At 74.8% G+C, this 11,943-nt stretch carries 9 protein-coding genes and 1 riboswitch; of the genes, 5 read left to right on the plus strand and 4 right to left on the minus strand.

Going from position 1 to position 11,943, the window contains the following annotated elements:
- Nucleotides 1–162 precede the first annotated feature (162 nt).
- The 3 genes from ACI8AR_RS00715 (at nucleotide 163) to ACI8AR_RS00725 (ending at nucleotide 7,109) form a co-directional block, all read left to right on the plus strand.
- The gene (locus tag ACI8AR_RS00715) at nucleotides 163–1,587 is read left to right on the plus strand and encodes a sensor histidine kinase (protein ID WP_457049259.1); all 1,425 of its coding nucleotides are present in this window, start codon (nucleotides 163–165) and stop codon (nucleotides 1,585–1,587) included.
- Nucleotides 1,584–2,240 carry a response regulator gene (locus ACI8AR_RS00720; protein ID WP_457049260.1) on the plus strand — a complete coding sequence of 219 codons (657 nt, stop codon included), beginning with the start codon at nucleotides 1,584–1,586 and terminating at the stop codon, nucleotides 2,238–2,240. The genes ACI8AR_RS00715 and ACI8AR_RS00720 overlap by 4 nt, the downstream gene beginning before the upstream one ends.
- A 75-nt stretch (nucleotides 2,241–2,315) precedes the next feature.
- Nucleotides 2,316–2,399: riboswitch (cyclic di-GMP riboswitch) on the plus strand.
- Between the two features lie 30 nt (nucleotides 2,400–2,429).
- Entirely contained in the window at nucleotides 2,430–7,109 is a 4,680-nt protein-coding gene (locus ACI8AR_RS00725) for an OmpL47-type beta-barrel domain-containing protein (protein WP_457049261.1), read from the plus strand.
- 118 nt (nucleotides 7,110–7,227) lie between these two features.
- Here ACI8AR_RS00725 and dapC read toward each other — a convergent pair whose 3' ends face one another.
- Together dapC and fdxA are read right to left on the minus strand one after the other, a co-directional pair.
- Nucleotides 7,228–8,346 carry a succinyldiaminopimelate transaminase gene (dapC, locus tag ACI8AR_RS00730; protein WP_457049558.1) on the minus strand — a complete coding sequence of 373 codons (1,119 nt, stop codon included), beginning with the start codon at nucleotides 8,344–8,346 and terminating at the stop codon, nucleotides 7,228–7,230.
- Nucleotides 8,343–8,669: a ferredoxin gene (gene fdxA / locus ACI8AR_RS00735; protein ID WP_012947287.1), complete on the minus strand. Its 327-nt coding sequence runs from the start codon at nucleotides 8,667–8,669 to the stop codon at nucleotides 8,343–8,345. The genes dapC and fdxA overlap by 4 nt, the downstream gene beginning before the upstream one ends.
- Nucleotides 8,670–8,830: 161 nt before the next feature.
- Between fdxA and ACI8AR_RS00740 the strand changes: the two genes are divergently transcribed.
- Nucleotides 8,831–9,580 carry a GNAT family N-acetyltransferase gene (locus ACI8AR_RS00740; protein ID WP_457049262.1) on the plus strand — a complete coding sequence of 250 codons (750 nt, stop codon included), beginning with the start codon at nucleotides 8,831–8,833 and terminating at the stop codon, nucleotides 9,578–9,580.
- A gap of 72 nt (nucleotides 9,581–9,652) precedes the next feature.
- Here ACI8AR_RS00740 and ACI8AR_RS00745 read toward each other — a convergent pair whose 3' ends face one another.
- Both ACI8AR_RS00745 and mshB read right to left on the minus strand, forming a co-directional pair.
- Nucleotides 9,653–10,048 (minus strand): hypothetical protein, encoded by a 396-nt coding sequence (locus tag ACI8AR_RS00745; RefSeq protein ID WP_457049263.1) that lies wholly within the window; start codon nucleotides 10,046–10,048, stop codon nucleotides 9,653–9,655.
- Nucleotides 10,045–10,941 carry an N-acetyl-1-D-myo-inositol-2-amino-2-deoxy-alpha-D-glucopyranoside deacetylase gene (gene mshB / locus ACI8AR_RS00750; protein ID WP_457049264.1) on the minus strand — a complete coding sequence of 299 codons (897 nt, stop codon included), beginning with the start codon at nucleotides 10,939–10,941 and terminating at the stop codon, nucleotides 10,045–10,047. The genes ACI8AR_RS00745 and mshB overlap by 4 nt, the downstream gene beginning before the upstream one ends.
- 83 nt (nucleotides 10,942–11,024) lie before the next feature.
- Here mshB and ACI8AR_RS00755 point away from each other — a divergent pair, with 83 nt between their 5' ends.
- Complete coding sequence (locus tag ACI8AR_RS00755) at nucleotides 11,025–11,915, plus strand: LLM class flavin-dependent oxidoreductase (RefSeq protein WP_457049265.1); 891 nt, start codon at nucleotides 11,025–11,027, stop codon at nucleotides 11,913–11,915.
- Nucleotides 11,916–11,943: the final 28 nt, after the last annotated feature.

Below are 11,943 nucleotides of genomic sequence, written 5' to 3' on the forward strand. Positions count from 1 at the left end.
GGCTGACGGGGACCACCGTGTCGGCGCGCCCTTGCGAACGTCTGGCGGTCGACCGTCGCCCGCTTGCGAGGCGCTAGGAACGGCCGGCCTGGAGTACCCCGAAGGGTGGGACCGCCGTGGCGGACGCACGGGGAGGAGTTCGGGGCAACTACCGTGTCCGACGTGCTGCCCACGGGGGGAGGGCTGCTGTCGCGACGGTACGGCGCCCTGGCCGGCTGGACCGCCGTCGTCGCCGGCGGCGCCACGGTCGCTGTCGTCGTGGTCCCGTTCCTCGGGTTCGCCTACCGCGCCCCGGCGCTGCACGTGGCGTTCGAGACCGCGGACGCGCTCATCGCCCTGCTCGTCGCGTACCTGCTCTACGGCCGGTTCCGGACCGACCGCCAGGCGCGGGAGCTGCTCCTCGTCCTCGCCCTGTGCACCGTCGCCGGCGCCAACCTGGTGCTCACCGCGGTGCCGAACGCGGTGGCGCTGGCGCAGGGCGGGGAGTTCAGTCGGTGGACCGGTCTCGTCATCCGGTTCTGCGGGACCCTGCTCCTCCTCGCGGCCGCTCTGACCACTCCCGCGGTGCACCTCGGGCGCCGGTCCACCGCGCTGCTGTCCGCCGGCGTCGGCGCGGCCCTCGCGACGCTCGCGGCCGTCGGGGTCGTCCTCGGTGACACGCTCCCGCCGACCGTCGACCCGTCACAGCCCCTCGGCGACGCGACCCGTCCGGTCCTGTCGGCGCACCCGGCGGTGCTCGCGGTCCAGGCCCTGGGCGCGCTCTGCTACGCCGTCGCCGCCGTCGCCTTCACCCGCCAGGGCAGGTCCTCGGGCGACCAGCTCCTGCGGTGGCTGGGTGCCGGCTGCGTCCTCGGGGCGGTCGCCCGCGTCCACTACCTGCTCTTCCCGTCGCTGTACTCCGACTACGTCTACACCGGCGACGTCCTGCGGCTCGGCTTCTACGCCTTCCTGCTCGTCGGGGCGGCCCGCGAGATCAGGTCCTTCTGGGAGCTGCGCACCCGCGCCGCTGTGCTGGAGGACCGCCGGCGCACGGCACGGGAGCTCCACGACGGGCTGAGCCAGGAGCTGGCCTACATCGTCGCCCAGTCGAAGCGGCTGGCCGCGGAGCCCGGTGACGCGGGGACCGCCGAGCGCATCGGTGCGGCGGCGGCCCGGGCCCAGTTCGAGGCGCGCAGGGCGTTGCGGGCGATGACCCGGCCGCACGACATGCCGTTCCCGGCCGTGCTGCAGCAGGCGCTGGACGACCTCGCCCACCGGTACGACGTCAAGATCGTCACGGATCTCGACGCCCTGGCACGCCTCGAGCCCGCCGAGGGCGAAGTGGTCCTGCGGATCGTCGGCGAGGCCGTGCGCAACGCCGTCCGGCACGGGGACGCCCAGCGGATCGAGGTCGTGTTGGCCGCGCAGCCCCTCTCCCTGTCCGTCGTCGACGACGGCCGGGGGTTCGCCGTCGGCACCCCGCGCGGCGCGCGTGCGGGCGGGTTCGGCCTCACCAGCATGCGGGAACGGGCCGCCCAGCTCGGCGCGGCACTGGAGATCACCTCGCACCTCGGTGAGGGCACCAGGGTGGAGGTGAGGTGGCCGTGAGCGAGCCCCTGCGGGTGGTCATCGCCGACGACCACGCCCCGACGCGGATCTCCGTCGCCGAGGCGCTGAGCAGTCAGGACGTCGAGGTGGTCGCCTCGGTCGACAGCGGGGACGCCGCACTCGAGGCGGCGCGGCAGCACCGGCCCGAGGTCTGCCTGCTCGACATCCACATGCCCGGCAACGGCATCGTCGCGGCGGCGGACATCACCCGGGAGCTGCCCGGCGTCGCCGTCGTCATGCTGACCGCATCCGGGGACGACGAGGACCTGTTCGCCGCCCTCAGAGCAGGGGCCTCCGGCTACCTGCTCAAGGACATGGATCCGGCCCGGCTCGGGCCGGCGCTGCGCGGTGTGCTCGCCGGCGAGGCCGTACTCCCCCGGTGGCTGGTGACCAGGGTCGCCGACGCGTTCCGCGCACGGCCACGGCGCCGCTTCACGCTGCCCGGCCGCCCGAAGCCCGTGGAGCTCACGGAGCGGGAGGCCGAGGTCCTGGACCTGATGGCCGCCGGGCTCTCGACGGACGAGATCGCGAAGAAGACGTTCGTCGCCCCGGTCACCGTCCGCACCCACATCCGCGCGATCCTCAAGAAGCTCCGGGTGCCGGACCGCGAGTCGGCGATCCGGCTGGCCCGCGGGGGTCCCTCGGAGGGATGAGATCGCGCCGGGTGTTGAGCGATCTCAACGCCGGGCTCGTTGTGCAGCCTCACCTGCGCTTTCTAGCTTTGCTGTGACACACCGTGATGCAGTGATGCGGGGCCTGTATCTGGTCGCTTGGGCCCCGAGGAGCGAGTAGCGAAACCGCCGCGGTGACCTGCCCTCGCGGGCACTTCATCGAGGAGTTCCATGTCCCAACCTGCGTCGGGCACGCCCGCCCGCACGTCCCGGACGCGGCGGTTCACCGCCGGCCTGCTGTCCCTGACCACGGTCCTGACCCCGGCCCTGGTCACCCTGACCGCCGCGCCGGCACAGGCGGCGTCGGTCACGTCCGCGGTGTTCTCCGGCGAAGGGGGCACCACCGTCGTGGGCGGCACCCTCTACGCCAGGCAGGACGCCGCGGTCACCCTGACGGTCGTCACGTCGAGCGACACCAAGTGCGTCGCGGTCACCGGTGCGGCCACGCTGCCCCGCCAGACGTCCTCGACGGCGAAGTCGAACTGGACCTTCACGACCACCGCGCCCGCCGGCAACGGGGCCCAGGCCTTCACCGTGGCCGCCTCGCCGAACTTCAACAACAACAACTGCACCGGGCAGACCAACTCGACGCAGGCCTCCTACACGCTGGACAACACCGGCCCCGTCGTCAGTGCCGCCCTCACCCCGGCCGCGAACGCCGCGGGGTGGAACAACAGCAACGTCACGGTGAACTGGACGGCCACCGACGCCGGCTCCGGCGTCGTCGGCGCGCAGCCCTTCAAGGCCGAGTCGGTGAGCTCCAACGGCATTGTCACGCTGACGGCGACGGCGCCGGCCGACCGGCTCGGCAACACCGGGACTGCCGGCTCCGTGACGGTGCGCCTGGACAAGGCCGCACCGACCATCACCGCCGGGCAGACCAAGAACGCCGACGGCACCACCACCGTCACCTTCACCTGCGACGACTCGAACTCCGGCGGCGAGGCCTCCGGCATCGCGACCTGCCTCGCGGACGGGTCGACCACCAACTCGAGGACGGTGCAGCCCGGCGCCACGGTGACCGGCACGGCCACCGACAAGGCCGGCAACACCGCCACCGCGACGTCGACCGCTCCCGCCGCTGACACCACGGCCCCGACCCTCTCGGGCGCGCCGACCACGCAGGCCAACGGTGCCGGTTGGTACAAGGGCGACGTCACCGTCCACTGGACCGCAGCCGACCCGGAGTCGGGCATCCCGACCGCGCCGGCCGACACCACGATCACCGGTGAGGGCACCGGGCTGACCAGTTCGCAGACCGTCAGGAACGGTGCCGGTCTGTCGACCACCGCCACCAGCCCCGCCGTGAAGATCGACCGCACCGCGCCGACCACCGGCATCAGCGGCACGTCGAACAGCTGGGTCAACGGCGACGTCACCGTGTCCCTGTCCGCCGCGGACAACCTCTCGGGCGTGGCCTCGACCACCTACTCGGTCGACGGCGGTGCCCCGCAGACGGGCACCAGCTTCACCCTGTCGACCGAGGGCGACCACACGGTCACCTTCGCCTCGACGGACGAGGCCGGCAACGTCGAGGCGACGCAGACCGCGCACGTCAGGATCGACAAGACGGCGCCGACCATCTCGCACGCCTTCACGCCGCTGTCGTACGAGGACGGCGCATGGACCAACGAGGACGTGACGGTCACCTTCACCTGTGCCGACCAGGGCGGCTCCGGCGTCGCGAGCTGCTCGTCGGCCACCACCGTCTCGGCCGACACCCCGCGGGCCGGCCGGGTGATCACCGGCACCGCCACGGACGGCGCCGGCAACACCGCCACCGACCAGGCCACCGTCCGGGTGGACCGGACCGCCCCGGTCATCACCGCGACCGTCAACGGCGCCGAGAACGCCGCCGGTTGGTACCGCGACGACGTCACGGTGACCTACACCGCCAGCGACGCGCTCTCCGGCGTCTCGGGCGTCCCGGCGAACGACGTCCTCGGCGAGGGCGCGGACCAGAGTGCCGGCGCCACGGTCACCGACGCGGCCGGCAACCCGGCGTCGGCCGACGTCACCGGGATCAACGTCGACAAGACGGAGCCCGTCCTGACCGCCGAGGTCCCGAGCGGCTGGCACACCGGGGACGTGACGGTCCACTGGACCTGCACCGACGCGCTCTCCGGCGTCGCCACCGGCCCGGCCGACACCGTCGTGGGCGGCGAGGGCGACAACCTCTCCGCCACCGCCAGCTGCACGGACGAGGCCGGCAACACCGTGACCGAGACGGTCGACGGCATCCGGATCGACCGTCACGCGCCCACCACCGCGGCTGCCGTTCCCGACCTCCCGGAGAGCGGCTGGTACCGGGGCGACGTGGAGGTCGCGCTGACCGGCACGGACAACCTGTCCGACGTCGCTGCGACCTACTACGCGATCGACGGCGGGGCCCGTCAGACCTACGGCGACCCGTTCTCCGTCGGCGAGGGCACGCACACCGTCACGTTCTGGAGCGCGGACCACGCCGGCAACGTCGAGACCGCGGGTGCTCCGCTCACCCTCCGGGTCGACGGGACCGCGCCGGCGACCACCGTGATCAACCCGATCTCGCCGGACAGCGGCTGGTTCGTCACCAGTGGCATCCCGGTGGCGTTCCGCGCCACCGACGAGGGCTCGGGCGTCGCGGCGACCTACTACACGATCGACGGAGGCGAGCGGCGGACCTACGGCGAGCCGTTCACCGCCGACCTGTCGACCGGTAGGCACACCATCGCGTACTGGAGCGTGGACCTGGCCGGCAACGAGGAGGAGCACGGGACGACCAACACCGTCGAGGTGAAGGTCGACACCGTCGCCCCGAGCATCGAGGGCACCCGGACGCCGGCTGCGAACGAGTTCGGCTGGAACAACACGGCCGTCGACGTGACCTTCGACTGCACCGACGCCGACTCGGGGATCGACGGTGTCGCGGGCTGCGCCGGCGACACCACGCTGAGGAACGAAGGCCAGGACCAGACGGTCCACGGGGACGCGGTGGACGTGGCCGGCAACCGGAGCGGCACCGACGTCGGCCCGGTCAACATCGACACGACCCGGCCCACGCTGGCGCCGTCGCTCCCGGACCCCAACGCTGACGGCTGGTACAGGACCGACGTCGAGGTGACGTGGATCGGCGCCGACGCGCTCTCCGGCATCAACCCGGCCACCCAGCCGGCGCCCAGCACCGTCACGGGTGAGGGCACCGACCTGGGCGCCGGGCCGGTGACCATCGAGGACAAGGCCGGCAACGTCAGCACCCCGGCCTCGGTCAGCGAGATCAAGATCGACCGGACCGCTCCGGTCGTCGCCGGCGCTCCCACCACCCAGCCGAACCCGGCCGGTTGGTACAGGGACCAGGTCACCGTCGACTTCACCTGCACGGACAACCTGTCCGGGGTGGCGTCCTGCCCGACGAGCAAGGTGGTCCAGGGCGACGGCGCCGGCCAGAGCGTGACCAGCGGCCTGGCCAGGGACGTGGCGGGCAACCTGAGCACCGGCCAGACCGTCGGCGGCATCAACATCGATGGCACCGCACCCTCCACGACCAGCAACAACACCTGCACCGCCGTGAACGAGTACTGCACGGGCGACACCGCGGACGTGGTCCTGACCGCGACGGACCAGGCCGGCCTGTCGGGGGTCAAGGAGATCCACTACGTCATCGGCGGTCAGGGCGAGCAGGTCGCCGCCGGCGCAACGACCACGGTGAGCGTCCCGCTCTCCGGCAGCGGCACCGGGACGGTCACCTACTGGGCCGTGGACGACGCCGGCAACGTGGAGCGGGCCAACGCCGTTGCGCTCAAGTGGGACAACATCGCCCCGACGGTGTCGCACAGCCTCTCGCCGGCGTCCAACGCCGCTGGCTGGAACAACGCCGACGTGACGGTCACCTTCACCGCGCGGGACGACGACAGGGGCTCGGGCGTCGCGAGCGTCACCGCTCCGGTCACCGTCTCCACGGAGACGGCGGGCCAGGTCGTCCGCGGCACGGCGGCGGACGTCGCGGGCAACGTCGGCACCGACTCGGTGACCGTCAAGCTGGACGAGACCGCGCCGACCATCACCGCCGCGGTCACCGAAGGCACCAGGACGGCCTCCGGCTGGTACAGCGGCCCGGTCACGGTGACCTTCAGCTGCTCGGACGCGCTGTCCGGCGTGGCCACCTGCCCCGACCCGGTCGTCCTGACCGCCAACGGCACGAACACCGCCACCGGCACGGTCACGGACAAGGCCGGCAACACGGCGACCGCCACGCTGGACGGGATCCGGATCGACCAGGAGAAGCCGACGCTCACCACGGCCGACGTCAACGTCAACGGCGCCACGTACACCCTGGGGAACGTCCCGGCGCCGACCTGCACGGCGAGGGACAGCTTCTCCGGTCTGGCGTCCTGCACGGTGACCGTCACCGGCGGCAACGCCAACGGGGTGGGCACCTTCACCTACACCGCGACGGCGACCGACAAGGTCGGCAACAGGAGCACGGTGACCGGCACCTTCCGGGTGGTCTACCGGTTCGACGGGTTCCTGCAGCCGATCAACGACACGGCCCACCAGGTCGGCACCTCGACGAGCGTCTTCAAGGCCAGCAGCACCGTGCCGGTGAAGTTCCAGCTCAAGCGGGCCGACGGCACGGTGGTCCAGGGCGGTAGCTCTGCGTGGCTGACCCCGGTCAAGGGCAACACCACCAGCGCCCCGGTGGACGAGACGGTGTACGCCGCCTCGACCGACAGCGGCACAACCTACCGCTACGACGGCTCGGCGGCCCAGTACGTCTACAACTGGAAGTCCGGGACCGGCGGCAACTACTGGCGGATCGGCGTCACCCTCGACGACGGCCAGACCTACTACGTGAACATCGGCCTCCGGTGATCACGAGCCAGTAGCAGTACGACCACGAGGCCCCGCCCGGCTGCAGCCGGGCGGGGCCTCGCCGTCTTCTGTCCGAGGGTCCGCGTGAGGGTCCGCGCGGGGCGATCGCCCCGGGGGCTCACCGCCCGAGGCGCTCCACGGCGGCGTCGATGCGCTCGTCGGTGGCGGTCAGCGCCATGCGCACGTGCCGCGCGCCGGCGGGGCCGTAGAACGACCCGGGCGCGGGGACGATGCCGAGCCCCGCCAGCCAGTCGACGGTCGCCCAGCAGTCCTCGTCGCGGGTGACCCACAGGTACAGGCCCGCCTCGGAGTGGTCGATCCTCGCGCCGGTCGCGCGCACCGCCGCGGCCAGCCGCTCCCGGCGGGCGCGGTAGCGCTCGCGCTGCGCGTCGACGTGCGCGTCGTCGGCCAGCGCCGCGGCCATGGCCGCCTGCACGGGACCGGGCACCAGCAGCCCGAGGTGGCGGCGCACCTCCCACACCTGCCGGACCAGCGCGGGGTCGCCCGAGAGCAGCCCGGCGCGGTAGCCGGCCGCCGTCGACTGCTTGGACAGCGAGTGCACCGCCAGCAGGCCGGTGTGGTCGTCGCCGGCGACGGCGGGGTGCAGCAGCGAGCGCGGCTGCACGTCCCAGCCGAGCGTCGCGTAGCACTCGTCGGCGACGACCGGCACGCCGTGCGCCCGGCCCCACGCCACCCATGCGCGCAGCTCGTCGTCGGACAGGACCCGGCCGTGCGGGTTGCCCGGGGAGTTCAGCCACACCAGGACGACGCCGGCGGGGTCGTCGGGCGGGGTGTCGGTGCGGCGCACGGCGAGCCCGGAGAGCACCGCTCCGACCTCGTAGGTCGGGTAGGCCACCTCGGGGATGAGCACCGTGCCCTCGCGCAGGCCCAGCAGCGTGGGCAGCAGCGCCACGAGCTCCTTGGAGCCGATCGTCGGGACGACCGAGGGGTCGGCGCCCAGGGGGTCGGCCAGCGTCACGCCCAGACGGCGCTGCAGCCACGCGGCCGCCGCGGTGCGCAGCTCACGGGTGCCGAGCGCCATCGGGTAGCCCGGGGAGTCCCCCGCCGCGGCCAGCGCCGTGCGCAGGACCTCGGGGGTCTCGTCGACCGGCGTCCCGATGGACAGGTCGACGAGGCCACCCGGGTGCTGCGATGCGCGCGCCCGGGCGGCCTCGAGGCTGTCCCAGGGGAAGTCGGGCAGCCGGCCGGCCGCCGTCCCCGGGGCGGCGGTCGTCAGTGCCCCTCGCCCTGCGGCGGGAGGGCCGCCACCAGCGGGTGGTCCTTGCCGATCTTCCCGGTCTTGGCCGCGCCGCCGGGGCTGCCGAGGTCGGAGAAGAACTCCACGTTGGCGTTGTAGAAGTCCTTCCACTTGTCCGGGACGTCGTCCTCGTAGTAGATGGCCTCGACGGGGCAGACCGGCTCGCAGGCGCCGCAGTCGACGCACTCGTCGGGGTGGATGTAGAGCATCCGGTCGCCCTCGTAGATGCAGTCCACCGGGCACTCGTCGATGCACGCCTTGTCCAGGACGTCGACGCAGGCCTGGGTGATCACGTAGGTCACGGAGGGTCCTCCCTGGGGGACGTGCGGGCAGCGGCCCCGGCTCCCGCCGGGCCCGCGCGTGTCGCCCGTCAGTATGGCCCCGGCTCCCGGGGCCGGGCGCGACGGGTGGACCCGCCCGCCCCGGTGGAGGGACGCGGGGGCGCGCCCCGCAGGATCGGGTCGTGGGACAGAGCCGCTCGCCCCTCGGCGTGGCCGACCTCGAGCGGGTGGCCGCGCGCGGCTGGCGCGGCACCGAGGAGGAGCCGCTCGGCGACTGGCTGCTGCGCGCCGGGGGCGGGTTCACCGGCCGGGCCAACACCGCGCTGGTCACCGGCGACCCCGGCCGGCCGCTGCCGGAGGCGGTCGGCGCGGTGGCCGACTGGTACCGCGCGCGCGGGCTGCGGCCCGGCGCGGCGCTGCCCGGCGTGCAGGCCCGCCCGGCCGACGCCGCGTTCGCCGCCGCGGGCTGGGAGCGCGGCGAGGACGTCCTGGTGCTCACCGCCCCGCTGGTCCCCGGCGCCGGCGACGGGGTGCCGGTCGAGCTCTCCCCCACCCCCGACGACGGCTGGCTGGGTGCCTACCGGCACCTCGGGAACGCCCTGCCGCCCACCGCGCCCGCCGTGCTCGGCAACGCCCCCGTCGTCGTGTTCGCGGCCGTGCGGCCGGAGCCGGGCGCGGCGCCGGTCGCGGTGGCCCGCGGCGTCGTCACCGACGACTGGCTGGGCGTCAGCGCGGTTACCGTCGCCGAGGACGCCCGCCGCCGGGGCCTCGCGACGGCGGTGATGGCGGCGGTGACCCGGTGGGGCGCGGACCGCGGCGCGCGCTGGGTGTACCTGCAGGTCACGGTCTCGAACGCGGCGGCCCGGGCGCTGTACCGCCGGGCCGGCTACGTCGAGCACCACCGCTACCACTACCGGTGGGCGCCGGACTGAGTCCCCGGCCCGCCCCGCCGGGAGGGCACGTGCCGCACCCCGGTCCCCCGCCAGCGGGCGGCGCGCGGGCCCTCAGGCCGGCGGGCCGGCCGGGCGCCGCGGCGTCGCCAGCACCCGTCCGACGGCGACCGCCGCGGCGACCACCCCGAGACCGAGGAACGCGAGGGTGACCGCGCCCAGCCCGCCGGTGCCGACGGCGACCAGGTCGCCCTCGGGCCGCGGCATCGTGGCGCCGACCGCGACCACCAGCCAGGTGACCGCCGGCAGCAGCGCCACCACGCGCGAGCCGGTGAGCCGGTGCGCGCCGGTGACCAGCAGCCAGTTGCCCCCGACGGCGGCCAGGACCGACAGCGGCAGCAGCACGCCGGCCACCCGCAGCGGCAGCCAGAAGACCTCGACCAGCGCCAGCCACCCGGCGGTCAGCACCGCCGCGAGCCCGGCGAGGACCAGCCCGGGGAGCCGGCTCACGCGTCCAGACCGGCGAACAGGTCGTCCTCCCAGCCGTGCGGCCCGTCCCCCGCCGGGCCGCGCTCGCCGCGCACCAGCCGGTAGTGCTCGACGCCGAGCACCTCCTGGCCGAGGTTGTTGGACAGCGCGAAGAACGGCCCGTCGACGGTGATCTGGGTGGCGTGCGCCCGCATGGCGGCGTCCTTGCGGGCGGCGTGCGCGCGGCCGTCGACGGCGGCGGTCACCACCTCGTCGGGGACGGCGAAGGGGATGTCGTCGATCTCGCCGAGCTGCTCGAACGGCGAGGCCTCCCCCAGCGCGGCCATGGCCTCGGCGCCCTCGCGCAGCACCGACCGCGGCACGCAGGCCCAGTAGACCTTGGCGACGTCCCACGCCCCGCCCAGCTCCGGGCGCCAGGCGGGGTCGGCGGCGCGCTCGACGGCGGCCATCGCGACCCGGTGGGCCTGGATGTGGTCGGGGTGCCCGTAGCCGCCGTTCTCGTCGTAGGTGACCACGACCTGCGGCCGCACCTCCCGGACGACGGCGACCGCGTGGCCCACCGCCTCGTCGAGGTCGGCGTTCCAGAAGGCGCGGGGGTGGTCGTTGGCCGGCGTCCCCACCATCCCGGAGTCCCGGTAGCGGCCGGCGCCACCGAGGAAGCGGCTGTCGGTGACGCCGAGGGCGGCCATCGCGGCGGCCAGCTCGCCGATCCGGTAGCCGCCGAGCTGGTCGGCCTGGTCGGGGGCGAGCTGGGCCAGCTCCGGGACGAGGACCTCGCCCTCCTCCCCCAGCGTGCAGGTGAGCAGCGTGACCTGCGCCCCCTCGGCGACGTAGCGCGCCATCGTGGCGCCGTTGTTGATCGTCTCGTCGTCGGGGTGGGCGTGGACCAGGAGGATGCGGCGGTCGGCGGTCACGGGCGCACAGTCTCCCACCGGCCCGCCCGGTGCACGGACCTGCGCCCCTGGCGCGGGTCGCCGCCGGGACCGACCGTGCGGGCGTGGAGTACGGCGCCCACCTCCCCCTCGCGGACCTCGGCGGCGGGTTCTCGCCGTCCGGGCTGCGGGAGTACGCGCGGGCGGCGGCGGACCTGGGCTACTCGTGGCTGTGCGCGAACGACCACCTCGTCTTCGCCCGCCCGTGGCTGGACGGCCCGACCGCCCTGGCCGCGGTGGCCGGGGACTCCGGGGACCTGACGCTGGCGACCACGGTGGCCCTCCCGGTGGTCCGGGGGGCCGCCGCGACGGCGAAGACGCTGGCGGCGCTCGACGTGCTGTCCGGCGGGCGCCTGGTGGCCGGCGTGGGCCCCGGCTCCTCGGCGGCGGACCACGCGCTGGCCGGCCTCCCGTTCGAGGACCGCTGGCGCCGCTTCGACGAGGACCTGCGCGTCCTCCGCGGCCTGCTGCGCGGCGACCCCGCGGGCGCCGGCGGGCCGCGGCTGGAGCCGGCCGCCCCGCGGCTGCCCGTGTGGGTGGCCGGCTGGGGCAGCGCGGCCGGGCTGCGCCGCGTCGCCCGCCTCGGGGACGGTTGGCTCGCCTCGGCCTACAACACCACCCCCGACCGGTTCCGCGAGGCCCTCGGCACGCTGCGGGAGCTCACGACGGACCGCGCCGTCCCGCTGCCCCACGCCCTGGCGACGACGTGGGTCCACGTCGTCGAGGACGCCGGCGAGGGCGAGCGGGTGCGCACCGGCGTGCTGGCCCCGCTGCTCGGGCGGTCCCCCGACGCGTTGCGGCAGCTGCCGATCGGGCCGGCGGAGGTCTGCGCGGACCGGCTCCGCGGGTTCGCGGCGGCCGGCGTGCAGCGGGTGCTGCTCTGGCCGCTGACCGACCCGGTGCGCCAGCTCGAGCTGGTCCGGGAGCGGGTGCTGCCGCTGGTCGGGACCCCGTGACGACGACGGCGCGGCGGCTCCCGGGAGG

It is taken from the genome of Geodermatophilus sp. SYSU D01036 (assembly GCF_054050435.1).

Coding starts and splice junctions, on each gene's coding strand:
- ACI8AR_RS00725 (WP_457049261.1), top strand. CDS start 2,430: ATGTCCCAACCTGCGTCGGGCACGCCCGCCCGCACGTCCCGGACGCGG.